Source organism: Salinivibrio kushneri (genome assembly GCF_005280275.1).
Taxonomy (GTDB): Bacteria; Pseudomonadota; Gammaproteobacteria; order Enterobacterales; family Vibrionaceae; genus Salinivibrio; species Salinivibrio kushneri.
The window spans coordinates 2395051-2413509 of sequence record NZ_CP040021.1 but is presented as its reverse complement, the minus strand read 5'-3'; the positions used below and the strand labels follow the sequence as shown (position 1 = coordinate 2413509).

The 18459-nt window shown below is 50.3% G+C and carries 10 protein-coding genes, 5 tRNA genes and 3 rRNA genes; 10 read left to right on the top strand and 8 right to left on the bottom strand.

Annotated elements, in window-relative coordinates:
* Positions 1-129 precede the first annotated feature (129 nt).
* The 5 genes from argF to FCN78_RS11140 form a co-directional block, all read right to left on the bottom strand.
* Positions 130-1134 carry an ornithine carbamoyltransferase gene (gene argF, locus FCN78_RS11160; RefSeq protein WP_077459420.1) on the bottom strand — a complete coding sequence of 335 codons (1005 nt, stop codon included), beginning with the start codon at positions 1132-1134 and terminating at the stop codon, positions 130-132.
* Positions 1135-1161: 27 nt separating this feature from the next.
* Complete coding sequence (gene arcC, locus FCN78_RS11155; protein ID WP_077650656.1) at positions 1162-2124, bottom strand: carbamate kinase; 963 nt, start codon at positions 2122-2124, stop codon at positions 1162-1164.
* Between the two features lie 56 nt (positions 2125-2180).
* Positions 2181-3401, bottom strand: a complete 1221-nt coding sequence (gene arcA / locus FCN78_RS11150; protein WP_077650657.1) for an arginine deiminase — start codon at positions 3399-3401, stop codon at positions 2181-2183.
* A 540-nt stretch (positions 3402-3941) separates the two neighbouring features.
* Positions 3942-5384 carry a YfcC family protein gene (locus FCN78_RS11145; protein ID WP_077659271.1) on the bottom strand — a complete coding sequence of 481 codons (1443 nt, stop codon included), beginning with the start codon at positions 5382-5384 and terminating at the stop codon, positions 3942-3944.
* A gap of 510 nt (positions 5385-5894) precedes the next feature.
* Positions 5895-6386 (bottom strand): RDD family protein, encoded by a 492-nt coding sequence (locus FCN78_RS11140; RefSeq protein ID WP_077459654.1) that lies wholly within the window; start codon positions 6384-6386, stop codon positions 5895-5897.
* A gap of 217 nt (positions 6387-6603) precedes the next feature.
* Between FCN78_RS11140 and FCN78_RS11135 the strand changes: the two genes are divergently transcribed.
* The 10 genes from FCN78_RS11135 to rrf all read left to right on the top strand — a co-directional run bounded on the left by FCN78_RS11135 (position 6604) and on the right by rrf (position 14480).
* A tRNA-Leu gene (locus FCN78_RS11135) sits at positions 6604-6690 on the top strand.
* Positions 6691-6848: 158 nt separating this feature from the next.
* Positions 6849-8306 carry an aminotransferase-like domain-containing protein gene (locus FCN78_RS11130; RefSeq protein ID WP_235607574.1) on the top strand — a complete coding sequence of 486 codons (1458 nt, stop codon included), beginning with the start codon at positions 6849-6851 and terminating at the stop codon, positions 8304-8306.
* Between the two features lie 71 nt (positions 8307-8377).
* The gene (locus FCN78_RS11125) at positions 8378-8596 is read left to right on the top strand and encodes a hypothetical protein (RefSeq protein WP_069361744.1); all 219 of its coding nucleotides are present in this window, start codon (positions 8378-8380) and stop codon (positions 8594-8596) included.
* A gap of 424 nt (positions 8597-9020) precedes the next feature.
* Positions 9021-10589, top strand: a 16S ribosomal RNA gene (locus FCN78_RS11120).
* 82 nt (positions 10590-10671) lie between these two features.
* Positions 10672-10747: transfer RNA gene (locus FCN78_RS11115), tRNA-Glu, on the top strand.
* Between the two features lie 2 nt (positions 10748-10749).
* Positions 10750-10825 (top strand) — tRNA-Lys (locus FCN78_RS11110).
* A gap of 12 nt (positions 10826-10837) precedes the next feature.
* Positions 10838-10913, top strand: a tRNA-Ala gene (locus FCN78_RS11105).
* A gap of 12 nt (positions 10914-10925) precedes the next feature.
* A tRNA-Val gene (locus tag FCN78_RS11100) sits at positions 10926-11001 on the top strand.
* A gap of 311 nt (positions 11002-11312) precedes the next feature.
* Positions 11313-14199, top strand: a 23S ribosomal RNA gene (locus FCN78_RS11095).
* A 165-nt stretch (positions 14200-14364) separates the two neighbouring features.
* Positions 14365-14480: ribosomal RNA gene (gene rrf / locus FCN78_RS11090) — 5S ribosomal RNA — on the top strand.
* Together the 16S, 23S and 5S rRNA genes with 4 tRNA genes alongside form the textbook arrangement of a ribosomal RNA operon.
* Positions 14481-14690: 210 nt before the next feature.
* Here rrf and FCN78_RS11085 read toward each other — a convergent pair.
* From FCN78_RS11085 to rsmC, 3 genes are all read right to left on the bottom strand, one after another.
* A complete protein-coding gene (locus tag FCN78_RS11085; RefSeq protein ID WP_069362076.1) occupies positions 14691-15593 on the bottom strand; it encodes a LysR family transcriptional regulator in 903 nt (300 codons plus the stop codon).
* Positions 15594-15652: 59 nt separating this feature from the next.
* Positions 15653-17197: a HAMP domain-containing protein gene (locus FCN78_RS11080; RefSeq protein WP_158014716.1), complete on the bottom strand. Its 1545-nt coding sequence runs from the start codon at positions 17195-17197 to the stop codon at positions 15653-15655.
* Between the two features lie 214 nt (positions 17198-17411).
* Positions 17412-18437 carry a 16S rRNA (guanine(1207)-N(2))-methyltransferase RsmC gene (gene rsmC / locus FCN78_RS11075; protein ID WP_077659596.1) on the bottom strand — a complete coding sequence of 342 codons (1026 nt, stop codon included), beginning with the start codon at positions 18435-18437 and terminating at the stop codon, positions 17412-17414.
* Positions 18438-18459: the final 22 nt, after the last annotated feature.

Sequence of the window (18459 nt, the reverse complement as noted above, 5' to 3'; positions counted from 1 at the left end):
TAAAGCTGATAATGCGTGATTCAATCGCATATGCTATCAGTTGCTTTTATAGGAAACTTTGATGGGTGTCACTGGGTGGTATCAATATTGAGAAATAGGGCGCCGAGCGGCGCCCAGAGTCAGATGGCGTTAATCGCCAAGGGTGGCAACCATCACCGCTTTGATGGTGTGGAGGCGGTTTTCTGCTTCGTCAAACACAATCGAGCAGTCTGACTCAAACACATCTTCGGTGACTTCTAGGCCTTTTAACCCATACTTTTCTTCGATTTCTGCCCCTACTGTGGTCTCGTTATTATGGAAGGCAGGGAGACAGTGCATGAATTTCACGTGCGGGTTCCCCGTGGCTTTCACCACATCCTTATTAACTTGATAGGGTTTCATCATCGCGACGCGCTCGTCCCACGCTTCTTTAGACTCTCCCATCGACACCCAGACATCGGTGTACAAGAAGTCACAATCTTTCACGCCTTCTTGTACGTCTTCGGTGAGCGTAATGCGTGCGCCGGTTTGCTCTGCGATTTCGCGGCATTGTGCGACGAGATCTTCTTCCGGCCAGAATGCTTTCGGAGCCACTAAGCGAATATCCATTCCCATTTTCGCGGCACCGACCATCAGGGAGTTCCCCATATTGTTTCGGGCATCGCCGAGGTATGCAAAGCGCATTTCGTGTAACTGCTTGCCGCGGCCATGTTCGAGCATGGTCATTAAGTCAGCCAAAATTTGCGTAGGATGAAACTCGGTGGTTAACCCATTCCAGACAGGTACCCCTGCGAACTCACCCAGCTCTTCGACAATATCCTGGCCAAAGCCACGGTACTCAATGCCGTCATACATCCGCCCCAATACGCGAGCGGTGTCCTTCATCGATTCTTTATGGCCAATTTGTGAGCCTGTTGGGCCGATGTAGCTCACCTGGCCGCCTTGATCAAACACAGCGGTTTCAAAGGCACAACGGGTGCGTGTTGACGACTTTTCAAAGATCAGAGCAATGTTCTTACCTTTCAGACGCGGTGTTTCATAACCGTTGTATTTGGCTTTTTTGAGTTCAATCGCCATGTCGATAAAGTGTTGGATCTCACGAGGTGTGAAGTCCAGCAGTTTTAAGAAGTTACGGTTGCGTAGGTTAAAAGCCATAATGGGCAATCCTCTTTGTTATGGGTCTCAGGCTTGTGCAGGCGCAGGTTGGCCGTGAGAAATATTGTTGTTATTGACTGAGTGTGGACGAATACGTGTGCCGGCTTGGCCTGCCAAAATCGCAAGGCCATCTTCGAGGGCACCAATCCCTACTAGCTTGCCGCCTTGGCGAATAAACTCGCAGGAGGCATCGATTTTTGGCCCCATAGAGCCCGCATCGAAGGTATATTGGCTGAGAGCATCGGGCGTTGTGTCGGCAAGTGCGCGTTGATTGGGCTCACCATAATTTAGGTAAACCGCTTCGGCATCGGTCAAAATAAGCAGCGCATCGGCATTGATTTGACGGGCGAGAAACGCAGCAGACATATCTTTATCAATGACCGCTTCAATACCTTTGAGTTGCCCCTCCTCTTGAATGACTGGGATACCGCCACCGCCGGTACAAATCACTAAATGCCCCTGTTTGATCAAACTGGCAATGGCATCATCCTCAATAATGCCAGTGGGTTGTGGGCTAGGTACCACCCGGCGGAAATATTGGCCATCCGGTTTAATATCCCAGCCATACTTGTCAGCAAGCTGATTCGCCTCTTGTTGGTCATACACAGGGCCAATTGGTTTGGTGGGATTGGCGAATGCCGGATCCTTGGGATCCACCGTCATTTGCGTGAGCATGCAAGATACGTGTTGCTCTGGTGCTAAGTTATGTAGCTCTTGCATCAGCATATAGCCAATCATGCCCTGGGTTTCAGAGCCAAGTACATCTAAAGGGTAAGGAGTAACGGATTTGTATTCGAGCCCCTGCAGGGCCAGTAAGCCAACTTGGGGGCCATTACCGTGGACAAGCACTACATTGTATTGCTCACCAATTGCCGCGATGGTTTTCGCCGCTTTGGCAATGTTGGCGCGTTGAATGTCGGCTTCTAAAGGCTCGCCTCGACGCAGGAGGGCGTTGCCACCTAATGCAACGACGACAGTGGGTTTATTCATAATCATACTCTCTACAGCCGGTGGGGGCTGAGCCAAGCGCTCAGCCCATGCGAGGATTAAATACCATCACGATGAATCGGGCAGCTCATGCAGCGTGCGCCGCCGCGGCCGCGACCCAGCTCATCACCCGGGATGGAGAGAACAGTGATCCCGGCTTTGTCGTATTTCTCGTTGGTATAAGTGTTGCGCTCGTAGCCGACGACCACACCTGGGCGAACGGTCAAGACGTTGTTGGCGTCATTCCACTGTTCACGTTCCGCTTCAAAGCTATCGCCGCCCGTGGTGATCAGGTTCAGTGGGCCGACATCGAGGGCTTTTTCGATGGCGGTGAGGAAGTAGTCTTCTTCGCGCACATTGAGGTGGCCGCTACGGTCACCGGTCAGACTCCAACATTGGATGTCTTTGCGAATCACTTCGGGGTACACCGAGAAGGTGTCTTCACGCATGTGAGTCATCACGGTATCCAGATGCATGCAGGAGCGATGTTTTGGCAGCTCCATGGCAATCACTTGCTTGGCTTGGCCGTGTTTGAACAGGCTGGATGCGAGATTTTCCACCCCTTGTGGCGTAGTGCGTTCAGACATGCCAATCAATACCACGCCTTTCCCTAAGACAGTGACATCGCCGCCTTCAATGGTGGCATTGTCATAATCAATGTTCTCGCCACCGAAGTAGGTAATAAAGTCGCCGTTCGAAAAGCGAGGGTGCCATTTGTAGATGGCACGCAAGTGGTTCGTTTCACGCTTACGTGCCGGCTTGGCCATGGGGTTAATCGACACACCACCATATAACCAGCACGAGGTGTCACGTGTGAATAAGTGGTTAGGCAAGGGGTCAATGATAAAGTCGGATGGGGCGTGCATCGCTTGTAACATCGAGGTCGAGGCAATCGGTAGCTCGGAGTACGCTAGCCCCCCTAGGAACATGGATGCGAGTTCGTGGTGGGGGAGATCATTGAGGTAGCAGCGAATATCGTTCGCAAATGACGGGCCAAAAGTATAGTCCGAGATCTTAAGGTTCATCAACCAGGCTTTGGCTTCGGGGACATCCAGGGTTTCGGCCAGTAGGGTTTGCAGCAATAACACCTCAACGCCCTGATCACGTAGCGTTTGAGCGAATTTATCATGCTCTTCCCCCGCCCGTTCCACTGACAGAACATCGTCGAAAAGTAAATCATGACAGTTTGAGGGGGTCAGGTGGGTTAAAGCACGCTCGGGGCGGTGCAACATCACGGTGCGTAATTGACCAATTTCAGAGCCGACATAGAAGTTGTTCATCTTTCTTTCTCCGTATATCTCTGCTTGGCTTTTTATCGGAAGGGAAATAAAAAGTGCAGATTTCTTATTGGGTACAGATTTATTCTAACGCGGTGAGCCGGTTGAACTTGAAGTTAGATCACATTGAAACCACAGCCTACATTTCGGGGTTTTTACCCTGTGTTAATGGTATTTATGGCAGTATTAAAAAATGGTTTTTAATATTTAGTCACTTTTACTGAGTGCTTAGCGGTATTATTTTTAAAGTGCTAGGTTTTTAGCGGTGGGTTTATACTTTTTATGCCTTTTGTATTTTGTTCTCTTTTCACCTTATGCGGATCAAATGAATGATTATCTTTAGTGGTTTTTATATTTAACAAATGCCGACCGATTTTTGTTTTTATTTGTGATGACGATCGGTATTAAATCGCTTTGTGTTAATAATGTAATCTCAGTGTGAACGAAGTGGGGAAGGGGGGCGCGGGTAGCAGGGGACGTGATAGATATAAAAAAGCGCACTGCTTGATAGCAGTGCGCGCTACGCTAAGTTGATGACTGATATTATAACATGACGCCAAGGCTAAGCATGGCCATGATCATAATGGTAAGAATGCCAAGCAAGGGGGCGACCCATTTTATCCATTTCGCATAAGGCACGCGGGCAATGGCCAAACCCCCCATGACTACGCCGGAGGTAGGTGTAACGAGATTGACGATCCCCGAAGCCGATTGATAGGCGGTTACCACCAATTCACGCCCGACGTTCGCAAAGTCGGCCAATGGCGCCATAATTGGCATGGTGAGCACTGCCAAGCCAGATGAGGAAGGCACCAAGAATGACAGTAATACTTCCAGCCAATACATCACGTTAATAAAGACGAAAGAAGATAAACCGCTGACTAAGCTCTCGGCACTGTTAAGGATGGTGTCGGTAATCATGCCTTTATCCATAATCACCACGATCCCACGGGCAATGCCGATGATCAGCGCCACACCGAGCAGATCTCTTGCCCCATCAATAAAGCTGGTGGTGATTTCTTCTTCGCTCATGCGTGCAATCAGGCCAATGATGATCGCAGCCCCCAGGAAGACGGCGGAGATCTCTGCCATCCACCACCCGAGCGAGGAGACGCCATAAATCATGACCGCGAATGCACCGGCAAAAATGGTAAGGATGACCTTACGTGTGGCGGTGAAGTCTAAGCTTTGATTATCATCGTGCTCGCCAAGGAAATGTTTTTTATTACTTTCATACTGGTCATAAACAATGGAATGGCTTTGGTCAGCCCGCACTTTACGTGCATAGCGCATGACATAAGCGACGCAGATAAACCAGCCAATGACGAGGATGGCAAGGCGAAGCAGAATACCATCAGTAAAAGGGATCCCTGCTGCATTGGCGGCAATGACGGTCGCAAAGGGATTAATGGTTGAGCCTAACGTACCTATCCCTGCCCCAAGCAGTACCGTTGCCGCTGCCACCACAGGATCAAAACGCGCGGCCATCATCACAGGCACGAGTAGCGTATAAAAAGGCAATGACTCTTCCGCCATACCATAAATTGTGCCCCCGGCGGCAAATAAGCCCATCAAAATGGGGATCATCCACTCTTCGCGTCCCTCTAGGCGTTTAGTGACGCGTTCAATCCCCGCATCAATGGCACCGGTTTTGGTGACCAGCCCTAAAAAGCCACCAATGATCAGAATGAACAGCGAGACATCAATGGCGGCGGCTTCATACGTTTGGTGGTTATAAAAGCCATCAATGGGGGCCAAAAGGACATCAACGATACCTTGCGGATTACTTTCAACTTGCTGATAAGTACCTGATATTGGCACTTGTTGACCCAGTTCTTCGTTAAGAGTGCGGTCGTATTGCCCGGCGGGCACCACCCAACTTAGGGCGGCGACGACGGCGATAAGAATGAATAGAATGGTATAGGCAGACGGGAACTTTAAGTTCGAGAGCCAGCCTTTTTTTTGGGGAACACTGTGAGTACTCATACTTTCTCCTCATACCTCTTATTAGCATCTATAGTGCGCTACACGTGTTGAGGTAATTCCGTTAATTTCACGTTATTTATTATTCTTATGCCGTGGTACATGGCTTTGTATTCATTGTAAAAGTGGTTCCCTTTTTACTTCTTAGTGATATCTCACAAAAGACGAGGCGGTTAATAAGCAACCAAACAGATGTTTTTAATAAAAATGAATGCAGCACTGTTATTTATGCGTAGCTATCACTCTCTTTTTTTGTGCTGCTTGGATTTTTATGGATTAAATAACCTTGGGTGCACTTCTTTTACGGTGCTGAAGGTTGATTTAAAGATGAGTTTATGTGCAAGTTGTGATTATTTAGTCAATTAGCTGCTTTGCATGTGGTGAATAAAACTCAAAATATAGCGGATAGATGAATAGGTAAAAATCAACCTATTTATTGTCTTATATCAATTTATAACGGTGAGCCGGTAGGTAGGGCAGGGCACGCAGCAGGTGCCCAATCGAAAGAGGTGATTAGTTTTTTTTGTTCTTAACCGGCTTGGGGAGCACAATCATGTCGCATTCGGCGAAGTGGTCTTGAAATGCGCGGTTATTAATATCAAAGATGACAACCAGATTACCGAGACCAAAGCAGGCAGTGGCCAAACGAATTACCGCTTGGGTGGGGCGGATATTGCTGCCATCGGTGTTCTGTAGCTTGAGTCGCCACGCGCGCATACCCAGCGTCTGTCCGGCCTTGCACCAAAAGTAGCCATAAAAACCACCGATGACACAGGCCAGATACGCGGTATAAAGCGGATTGACAATTGGATGATGGGTTAAGAAGTCACTGATGTCTTGGTAAGGCGCAATCGACATGCCTAGCACCTGTGCCAGTGCGAGTACTGCCATCATTCCCCCTCCCGCGAGCATGAGCAAAGCTGCCACGACGAGGAGATCATAAAGCCAAGCGGCTAAACGCCGAAAAAAGCCTGCGGTTGGGCAAGCGATAGAAGAAGTTTGCATTTGATTGTTCACATCCCAGTCCTCAATTCGCTGCTAGCCTAGCATAGACTGGTTGACAGTGAGTAAGCTTCTACCTCGGTTTTGCGATGTCTTTTGGGGACAAATTCAGCATCAATGTGGCTGAATGACTTGAATTGGTTAAAAATAGTGCGAACGAACGGATTTTTATTTTTATTGCTTGCACTCCAAAGGTCGGTACGTATAATTCCCCCCACTTGCCGAGATGGCGGAATTGGTAGACGCAGCGGATTCAAAATCCGCCGCCTTAACGGGTGTGAGGGTTCAAGTCCCTCTCTCGGCACCAAATCCCAAGAAAGCCCCAGTCGAAAGACTGGGGCTTTTTTCGTTGTGGGTAAAGATTAGCGCTGATCAGGTCACACTCCGCTACATTCCATCCCGTCAATTGTTACTTGCCAAGGTATGATCTCCGTCAGGGCAATAACAGGGAGTAGCAGTGTGCAAATGCGTTATCGAGACATTGCCAGCTGGATAGAAACACAAATTCAGCAGCGTGTTTGGCAAGTCGGTGATCGGATCCCTTCGGTGAGGGAGATGAGTCGGCTTCAACATGTCAGCCCAATGACGGTAATGAGAGCTTATGAGCAATTAGAAGCCGATGGGTGGGTTGAGGCGCGCCCGCGCTCTGGCTTTTTTGTCCGCCCTCATTATAACAAGCTCGCGGTAGATGCATTGGCGCGGCCACAAGCGCAATCTCAATGGCTTGACACCCATCAAGATGTGTTTGATGTGATCAGTGCTAGCCATAAAGGCGCGTATTATCCATTTGGCTCCGCTTTTCCTGATCCTCAACTATTTCCTATGCAAGCGCTTGGCCGTGCGATGGCGCGCGTGCTGCGTCAATCCTCTCATCCCGATCACTTTACCATTTTACCGCCGGGCGATAGTGGTTTACGTCGACTGATTGCACAGCGCTATCTTCGTCAGGGAATTAAAGTCAGTATTGATGAAATCATTATTACTAATGGGGCGATAGAGGCATTGAGTCTGTCTTTGGCGGCAGTGACCGAGCCAGGCGACAAAGTGATTATTGAAGCCCCCGCCTTCTACGGGGTGTTGCAGACACTCGAACGTTTACAGCTTGAAGCCGTTCCCGTCACGGTTGACCCTGAAACAGGGGTCGATATCCATGCACTGGAACATGCGCTTGCGTCTCACTCGATCAGTGCGTGTTGGTTGATGAGCAACTTCCATAACCCCACCGGTGCATCGATACCTGCTCCACGTAGGCCTGATGTCGTCAACTTATTGGCGACGTATCAAGTACCGTTAATAGAAGATGACGTCTATGGGGAGCTTTTCTTCGCCGAAGCCAGACCGATGCCGCTTAAAGCGTATGATACACAGGGCGGCGTACTGCACTGTGGCTCGTTTTCGAAACAGCTGGCCCCCGGATTCCGTGTTGGTTGGATAGCGGCAGGGTGTTATGCGATGCAAATAGAGAAGCGTCAGTCTGTCTCGAGCTTGGCTGTGGGCGCGCCCAACCAGTTGGCGATTGCCGATTATTTAAAGCAAGGTGGTTATGATTCGCATCTACGGCGATTGCGCGAAACCTTGTTTGCCCGTCAAGCGTTGATTCGAGCAGAACTTAAGGCATTACTACCGGCCTCTACACGGATTAGTCAGCCTAAAGGGGGTTACTTTTTATGGGTTGAGCTCGATAAGCGCGTCGATACGCATGTACTTTTTCAAGCTTTGAGGCCATATGGCGTGACTATCGCACCGGGGGCACTGTTTGCCAGTGACGGACGCTTCAATCACTGCTTTCGACTCAATGTGTCGGTTGTGGGTAGGCAAAACACAGGGGCGCTAAATAATCCTCAAAGCTTGGAGGGGCTCAAACAGATTGCGACGTCGCTCTCAGCTTTATCTGTGCAATCAACTGTCACAGCTGAATACTGAACTATCTGTACTAATCCTCAGCGTGTCTCCCTCGATAGACTCAATGCGTGCACAACATTAAGGGGGAAAGGATGAAATCAGAACTCAGTATGATGGTCGTTGCGATAATTTGCGCGGCTTTATTGATCCTTGGCCATGTCATCATCATAGAAACACTTGCCTACTATACTTGGGCACAATGGACAGCTGGAGCGATCCCTTTTGTTCTTTTGCTGATGGCGTGGGGCTCAGTACGCTACTGCCGAGCTAAAGAGCGCGCGGAAGAAAGACGGCAATCACACTCGCACTAACGATTGAGCACACAAGGGCGCGTGAGGACCAGCCACCTTATGCGCTCGCCACCAAGAAAAGCGCCTTTTGGCTACCTTTGCTTGTTTTGTGAGCAAACAGGTAGCGAGGCGCTTTTTTTTTATATTTAGGGGTTGCGGTAAAAACTGAGATCTCTATACTGCGCTTCCTGTCGACGGGGCAACGAGACGTAAGTCACGAAATGCCGACCACGAATCGACACGCTCTTTAACAATTTGACCTATGCAATCTGTGTGGGCACTCGTTCAGAATAGACAAAAAGATTTATTCGATGAACTGAGTGACCAATACGAAACAACGTTTACGTTGTTCGGCACAGTCAATTCGTTTGTCTCGCAAGAGACGAACAAAACAGTATTTATCGAGCCGTTTGTCTTTTCTTTGGGAAAGCAAACACCAAAACTTTAATTGAAGAGTTTGATCATGGCTCAGATTGAACGCTGGCGGCAGGCCTAACACATGCAAGTCGAGCGGAAACGGCAGTATTGAAGCTTCGGTGGATTTACTGGACGTCGAGCGGCGGACGGGTGAGTAACGGCTGGGAACCTGCCCTGACGAGGGGGATAACCGTTGGAAACGACGGCTAATACCGCATAATGTCTTGATTCGTTAGAGTCAGGACCAAAGGTGGCCTCTACATGTAAGCTATCGCGTTGGGATGGGCCCAGTTAGGATTAGCTAGTTGGTAAGGTAATGGCTTACCAAGGCAACGATCCTTAGCTGGTTTGAGAGGATGATCAGCCACACTGGGACTGAGACACGGCCCAGACTCCTACGGGAGGCAGCAGTGGGGAATATTGCACAATGGGGGAGACCCTGATGCAGCCATGCCGCGTGTGTGAAGAAGGCCTTCGGGTTGTAAAGCACTTTCAGCAGTGAGGAAGGTCGTGTACTTAATACGTGCACGGCTTGACGTTAGCTGCAGAAGAAGCACCGGCTAACTCCGTGCCAGCAGCCGCGGTAATACGGAGGGTGCGAGCGTTAATCGGAATTACTGGGCGTAAAGCGCATGCAGGCGGTTTGTTAAGTCAGATGTGAAAGCCCGGGGCTCAACCTCGGAACCGCATTTGAAACTGGCAGGCTAGAGTCTTGTAGAGGGGGGTAGAATTTCAGGTGTAGCGGTGAAATGCGTAGAGATCTGAAGGAATACCAGTGGCGAAGGCGGCCCCCTGGACAAAGACTGACGCTCAGATGCGAAAGCGTGGGTAGCAAACAGGATTAGATACCCTGGTAGTCCACGCCGTAAACGCTGTCTACTTGGAGGTTGAGGTTTAAGACTTTGGCTTTCGGCGCTAACGCATTAAGTAGACCGCCTGGGGAGTACGGCCGCAAGGTTAAAACTCAAATGAATTGACGGGGGCCCGCACAAGCGGTGGAGCATGTGGTTTAATTCGATGCAACGCGAAGAACCTTACCTACTCTTGACATCCAGCGAAGCCTTTAGAGATAGAGGTGTGCCTTCGGGAGCGCTGAGACAGGTGCTGCATGGCTGTCGTCAGCTCGTGTTGTGAAATGTTGGGTTAAGTCCCGCAACGAGCGCAACCCTTATCCTTGTTTGCCAGCACGTAATGGTGGGAACTCCAGGGAGACTGCCGGTGATAAACCGGAGGAAGGTGGGGACGACGTCAAGTCATCATGGCCCTTACGAGTAGGGCTACACACGTGCTACAATGGCAGATACAGAGGGCAGCGAAGCTGCGAAGTGGAGCGAATCCCTTAAAGTCTGTCGTAGTCCGGATTGGAGTCTGCAACTCGACTCCATGAAGTCGGAATCGCTAGTAATCGTGGATCAGAATGCCACGGTGAATACGTTCCCGGGCCTTGTACACACCGCCCGTCACACCATGGGAGTGGGCTGCACCAGAAGTAGATAGCTTAACCTTCGGGAGGGCGTTTACCACGGTGTGGTTCATGACTGGGGTGAAGTCGTAACAAGGTAGCCCTAGGGGAACCTGGGGCTGGATCACCTCCTTACTGACGCTATTGTTGCGAGTGCTCACACAGATTGTATAGGTTGAAGTAATTAAAGAGGATATGTTCCCAAACATATCAGCGTGTCCCATTCGTCTAGAGGCCTAGGACACCGCCCTTTCACGGCGGTAACAGGGGTTCGACTCCCCTATGGGACGCCATTGGGTTGTTAGCTCAGTTGGTAGAGCAGTTGACTTTTAATCAATTGGTCACAGGTTCGAATCCTGTACAACCCACCATTTCTCAGACGCGGGGCTATAGCTCAGCTGGGAGAGCGCTTGCATGGCATGCAAGAGGTCGGCGGTTCGATCCCGCCTAGCTCCACCAAGTCTGGAAGATGGGCGATTAGCTCAGTTGGGAGAGCACCTCCCTTACAAGGAGGGGGTCACTGGTTCGAGCCCGGTATCGCCCACCACGCTTTAAAGGTTTTTGCTTAAGAATCTTTAGAACGTGGTTTATTTAGCAATAAACGACATGCTCTTTAACAATCTGGAAAGCTGACAAGTCATTCTTTAAGAATGACAGTAAAGTTCTCAATCAGTGACATAAATGTCACTCACACAATCAAGTGTGCTTGGGCTTTGTCTTATTTGATAAGCAAAGTCTCTATTTTGAGTCCGGCAAAAACAAAACCTTAATTGGTTGATGATTCAACACTCAGTGGTTTTGCGACGCAGATTTCTTTTTTAGGCAGTCTCGCGCAAGAAAAACCTTTTGGGGTTGTATGGTTAAGTGATTAAGCGTAGACGGTGGATGCCTTGGCAGTCAGAGGCGATGAAGGACGTACTAACCTGCGAAAAGCGATGGTGAGCTGGTAAGAAGCATTTGAGCCATCGATGTCCGAATGGGGAAACCCACCTGCATAAGCAGGTATCTTAGCGTGAATCCATAGCGCTAAGAGGCGAACTCGGGGAACTGAAACATCTAAGTACCCGAAGGAAAAGAAATCAATTGAGATTCCGGCAGTAGCGGCGAGCGACCCCGGAGCAGCCCTTAAGCGGCTTAGGCGTTAGGTGAACAGGTTGGAAAACCTGGCAATAAAGGGTGATAGCCCCGTAACCGACGGCGCCTTAGACGTGAAAACGAGTAGGACGGGACACGTGATATCTTGTCTGAATATGGGGGGACCATCCTCCAAGGCTAAATACTCCTGACTGACCGATAGTGAACCAGTACCGTGAGGGAAAGGCGAAAAGAACCCCTGTGAGGGGAGTGAAATAGAACCTGAAACCGTCTACGTACAAGCAGTGGGAGCCTCTTTTATGGGGTGACCGCGTACCTTTTGTATAATGGGTCAGCGACTTAATGTAAGTAGCTAGGTTAACCGCATAGGGGAGCCGTAGGGAAACCGAGTCTTAACTGGGCGACAGTTGCTTGCATTAGACCCGAAACCGAGTGATCTAGCCATGGGCAGGTTGAAGGTTGAGTAACATCAACTGGAGGACCGAACTCACTAACGTTGAAAAGTTAGGAGATGACCTGTGGCTAGGGGTGAAAGGCCAATCAAACTCGGAGATAGCTGGTTCTCCCCGAAAGCTATTTAGGTAGGGCCTCGGACGAACACTACTGGGGGTAGAGCACTGTTAAGGCTAGGGGGTCATCCCGACTTACCAACCCTTTGCAAACTCCGAATACCAGTAAGTGCTATCCGGGAGACACACGGCGGGTGCTAACGTCCGTCGTGGAGAGGGAAACAACCCAGACCGCCAGCTAAGGTCCCCAAGTTATCGCTAAGTGGGAAACGATGTGGGAAGGCTCAGACAGCCAGGATGTTGGCTTAGAAGCAGCCATCATTTAAAGAAAGCGTAATAGCTCACTGGTCGAGTCGGCCTGCGCGGAAGATGTAACGGGGCTAAGCGATACACCGAAGCTGCGGCAATGTCCTTATGGATATTGGGTAGGGGAGCGTTGTGTAAGCTGTTGAAGGTGTGCTGAGAGGCATGCTGGAGGTATCACAAGTGCGAATGCTGACATGAGTAACGATAAAGGGGGTGAAAAACCTCCTCGCCGGAAGACCAAGGGTTCCTGTCCAACGTTAATCGGGGCAGGGTAAGTCGGCCCCTAAGGCGAGGCCGAAAGGCGTAGTCGATGGGAAACGGGTTAATATTCCCGTACTGCTGCTTACTGCGATGGGGGGACGGAGAAGGCTAGGTGGGCCTGGCGATGGTTGTCCAGGTTCAAGTGCGTAGGCTGATTTCTTAGGCAAATCCGGGAAATCGAGGCCGAGACACGATGTCGAGCCACCAAGGTGGTGAAGTCATTGATGCCATGCTTCCGGGAAAAGCCTCTAAGCTTCAGGTAAGTAGGAACCGTACTCCAAACCGACACAGGTGGTCGGGTAGAGAATACCAAGGCGCTTGAGAGAACTCGGGTGAAGGAACTAGGCAAAATGGTACCGTAACTTCGGGAGAAGGTACGCTGCCCGCGGTGAAGTCCCTTGCGGATGGAGCTATGGGCAGTCGCAGATACCAGGTGGCTGCAACTGTTTATTAAAAACACAGCACTGTGCAAAATCGAAAGATGACGTATACGGTGTGACGCCTGCCCGGTGCCGGAAGGTTAATTGATGTGGTTATCGCAAGAGAAGCCATTGATTGAAGCCCCGGTAAACGGCGGCCGTAACTATAACGGTCCTAAGGTAGCGAAATTCCTTGTCGGGTAAGTTCCGACCTGCACGAATGGCGTAATGATGGCCACGCTGTCTCCACCCGAGACTCAGTGAAATTGAAATCGCAGTGAAGATGCTGTGTACCCGCGGCTAGACGGAAAGACCCCGTGAACCTTTACTACAGCTTGGCACTGAACATTGAGCCTACATGTGTAGGATAGGTGGGAGGCTTTGAAGCGGCGACGCCAGTTGCTGTGGAGCCATCCTTGAAATACCACCCTTGTATGTTTGATGTTCTAACTTAGCCCCGTTATCCGGGGTGAGGACAGTGCCTGGTGGGTAGTTTGACTGGGGCGGTCTCCTCCCAAAGTGTAACGGAGGAGCACGAAGGTGGGCTAATCACGGTCGGACATCGTGAGGTTAGTGCAATGGCATAAGCCCGCTTAACTGCGAGAGTGACGGCTCGAGCAGGTACGAAAGTAGGTCATAGTGATCCGGTGGTTCTGAATGGAAGGGCCATCGCTCAACGGATAAAAGGTACTCCGGGGATAACAGGCTGATACCGCCCAAGAGTTCATATCGACGGCGGTGTTTGGCACCTCGATGTCGGCTCATCACATCCTGGGGCTGAAGTCGGTCCCAAGGGTATGGCTGTTCGCCATTTAAAGTGGTACGCGAGCTGGGTTTAGAACGTCGTGAGACAGTTCGGTCCCTATCTGCCGTGGGCGTTGGATGATTGAGGGGAGCTGCTCCTAGTACGAGAGGACCGGAGTGGACGAACCGCTGGTGTTCGGGTTGTGTCGCCAGACGCATTGCCCGGTAGCTAAGTTCGGCACAGATAAGCGCTGAAAGCATCTAAGCGCGAAGCTGGCCCCGAGATGAGTCATCCCTAGAGCTTCGAGCTCTCTAAAGGGTTGTTCTAGACGAGAACGTTGATAGGCAGGGTGTGTAAGCGCTGTGAGGCGTTGAGCTAACCTGTACTAATGGCCCGTGAGGCTTAACCATACAACACCCAAGAGGTTTTGGGTTGGACTTAAAATAAAGCCAGTTGATTGTGGCGAGAACGAACAGCTTTCTAGATTTAGGAACGAATTTATCAAATACATCCTTGTATTTGACCCTGACGGGCCGCACTGAAGTGCGTTAAATTTTGTTCCAGACAAAATTTTGCTTGGCGACCATAGCGCTTTGGACCCACCTGACTCCATGCCGAACTCAGTAGTGAAACGAAGCAGCGCCGATGGTAGTGTGGGGTCTCCCCATGTGAGAGTAGGACATCGCCAGGCTTTGATTATAAATTGCGCCTATTGCTTGTGATTTTTGATAGCTGCGATGCTCATGTATTGGCATACACTGTGCGTCTCGCTTCAAAACCCCCTACGCATAGCACGCAATTTAATCATCAAAGCAGATATGCGTAAGACTTTGATGAGAAAATACAGAGCCCTGACCTGACGGTCGGGGCTTTTTTGTATCTGTCGCATGGTGATTGCTGGTTAAGTAGAAGAATGGGGTTGAGGTTGCCAGTGTAAGCAGAAATCCCAGAAGCGGGAGAGTAGACCTGATTGATATTTATCTTTGTGGCGCACGAGCCAATAGCGCCGAGACAATAGCAAAGGGAGTTCGAGAGCAACGACTCGACCATCGGCAATGGCGTGCTGAGCGGAGAGCTTAGACAGATACGCGAGGCCTAACCCGGCACTCGCAGCATTTAAAATCGCTTCGGTGGTATTGAGCTCAAAAGAAAGATGCCAGCGCTCGAAGCGAGGCGCAAGGCGTGAGAGAAAGTGCTCACGCGTGCCTGAACCTGGTTCGCGGATCAGCCAGGTTTGATCGTCGAGAGCTCCCACACTTAACGGCGTTTGACTCGCAAGTGGGTGATCTGGGTGACATACCACGACCATCTGATCGCTTAGCCACGGCATTTGCAGTAAATCGGGGTGCAGTATTTCACCTTCTACCAATCCAACATCCAGCTCGAAGTGTTGAAGACGATCGATGATCTCTTGGCTGTTGGCAATCATCAGTGTTTGCTGTTGATGCGAGGTCGCATGGCGAAAATCGCTAATCAGTGTGGGTAAAAGCTGATTACCCACGGTATCGCTTCCCCCTAATCGTAGGCAGCCAATCAATTGGCTGTCGTCTTTCAATGCGGCGCTAATTTCATCGCTACGGATCAGCAACTCATCCGCTTTAGGGATAAGTGCCGCACCTTGATCATTAAGGTGAAGCCGGTTGCCGCGTCGATCAAACAGGGGATAACCGAGCTGACTTTCTAATTCGGCGAGTGCCATACTGACCGCCGGTTTACTGAGAAACAGTTTTTTCGCCGCGGCGGTGATCGTGCCCTCTTGCACGATGGTTAAAAACACTCGCAGTTGAGGAAGAGAAAGCGCCATTAAGACCTAGCGATTAAGGGTTTGAATCACTATAAGGCCGCTTACCCGCAATGACAATGTCAACGACGGCCTTTGTCTTGGCTCACCCAGTTCTGGATATCGGATTGGGCCTGTTTTAATGACTGGTAGTGAGGTGATTGCTCACTGGTATGCTTGAGGACAAAGTCGAGCGTGCGTACTACATTTCGCCAACGTGGTGTTTTGGGGACGGTTTCTACGTGCAGGTACTTATCCAAGGTTCTTGTTTGGAAGCTGCCTTTATCCTGATAAACACGCCATAAGCCACTTTTTTCTGCTAGGTCGACTTTATCGCCATCCCAAGCGGCGAGAGCTAAGTTCATCGCATTAACCAAGCGACGATGAATCCCCTCCGACTGATGAACGTGTGTCTCTTTATGTTTAATCGTGCTTGATGGCGCAAAATACCTCGCTCTCATGCTGTGTTTTAAGTGGGAGAGTGCACTTGCAAGGCGACCGATTTCATCGTTTCGCTGGCGATGGGTGACCGGGTAGTCCAGTTCACCGGCGGCAAACTGCTCAGCGCACCAAGTCAATTGTAAGATAGGCAGTGTCAGGCGGTGAGATAACCAATGCCCGATAAAGACTAATAATACAATAACGACGATCACGAGTGTGGCACTGATTGCATACAAGTGGCGGAGAGGTCGATAGGCACTTTTTTGAGGTGTGCAAGTGATCAACGCCCAAGACGCCCCCGCCACATTGACGGGGCGGTATGCCGTGAGTTGAGGCATGATTGCATATTGGCTCGGTGACATGACCCCTTGTTGGCCATCGAAAGCGGCATTGATTGCGTGTTTGGGGGGCAGGATCGAAGGCGTCGCTTGATTAGAGTGAGGTACCCAACTGTTGAGTAACGATTGATGATTTTGATTAATCAGCCACAGGCCTGACTCTGGGCGCTGCCGTTGGCGTAGAGTTGCAGACAAGTTATCGGTTGTGGTGCGAATAGCAAGGATGCTTTGCATCTGGCCGCTTTTAAGTATGGGAACCAGGTACCAAGCTTGCATGGTGCGTGAGCCATGTGGCTCAAAGGCGGTGCGCACCCACTTAGGACGTTGCTGATCAGGCAGGCTCATTAATTGCTTTATCGCCCTTTTCAGTGACGGGTTATCCTGTGTCATGGGGTGAGGTTTGACGGCGTACACGAGGTTTTGGTTTAAATCAAACATCGCGAGATTGTTGAACGCGTACCTTGCTAACCAGGCTTGAAATTGATGATGAAAGCGGCGATATAAACGGCGGTATTTTTGTGCTGTCACGCCAGCATGTTGGCTCGAGGACTGTTGAAGGATCGGTATGAGTCGACGCTGCGCTTGGCGCGTATTATTACCGAGTTGTTGGAATGCATGAGGAAAGCCATAAAAGCGTCCACCGCTGCTGATTGCTAGATCGGAGGCTGCAAGATTAATCACCGCGCGGACTTGGTCATCAAAATATGATGTGATGGTGGCATAGTTACGATCGCGCTCGTGCTCGAGCTGCTGATGGGCTTGATTGATCAGCAGTTGTGACTGACTCCAAGTAAAGTACCCCGTCAACATCACCACAGGGATAATACTAAGACTAAAAAACCACCACATGAAGCGGCGTTGAAGACGCGTCGAGTAACCCATATCCATTTGCACGCTGTGAATACCTCTCTCTGATCACGCGGGCTTGAATCGCAAACGGCTGCCAAAAGGCAGCCGCGAGAGAGAAGACGCTAACACGTCCGATGAGTCAAAACTGTGATCTGCTGTCAGGTATCAAGTCTTATATGTGTGTTAACCCACTGCTCGATGGTGTTGTCAGCCACTAGCGTGCTTTTTGCGCATGATAAACGGCGAATCGACGGGTTTTGGCGAGGGTATCACACTGACCGAGCCCTTTTTCAATAATCGGGGGGTAACGTAAGAAGCTGTTGGCGACGATCACCAATTGGCCGTGACGGCGCAGGTAGCGAGGCGCGCTTTCCAGCAAGGACTCAGTCGCCTGGTAAAACGTCTCGAGTCCTTCATGGAACGGTGGATTGCTAATAATGGCATCAAACTGCTGTCCACTGACGGCACCTAACATGTCTGAGGCAAAAACAGAGCCTTTGAGCCCATTGGCCGTGAGGGTCGCTTGGGTTGATGCAACGGCTAAATGATTCACATCAACACAGGTGACCGTACAGCTTGGGTGGGTAGCCAGTATTACCGAGCCGATGACGCCTGCGCCACAGCCGACATCAATCACATCACCGTGCATATTGGGCAGGTGCTTGAGTAATAAGGCCGTGCCATCATCAAGACTTTTGTGGCTAAACACACCGGGTAGAGCACGAACCGTGAGTGATTGATTCTCTACTTGGAGTGGGTAGTCGTGAAACCAATCCGCTAGGTTAAACGACGCCGCCGGTGACGTACATTGGCCATGATACAGGCTGCATCGGCGTGCCGAGTCTTGTTTGATCACTTGGCCATACGGGGTAAAACGTTTTTCGATGCTTTTAACGCCACTGCGGTTTTCACCCACCACGACCCAGTCGACATTGGCACCGAGACGATGTGTGAGCATCGCGAGAAGAAAATCGGCTTCCGCTTTTGACTTAGGCCAGTAGAAAAGTACCAAATCAACTGAGCTCTCACCCACATATTCAGCCCCTTCATGGACCTTCACATCGGTATTTGCCATTCGTGAGGCGTAGCCATGATGGGTCGTAAAGACAGACACTTGCGAGGCATGAGGCAGTAACTGCTGAGCAAAGTTATCTTCTAGCTCACCAGCTAATAGAACATGTTTGTTTTCAAACAGCGTGAGGTGACGTTGGGCAATCTCGCTAGGAGCCGTGAGGGCCATGGTATTTCTCTTCGGTTACTGT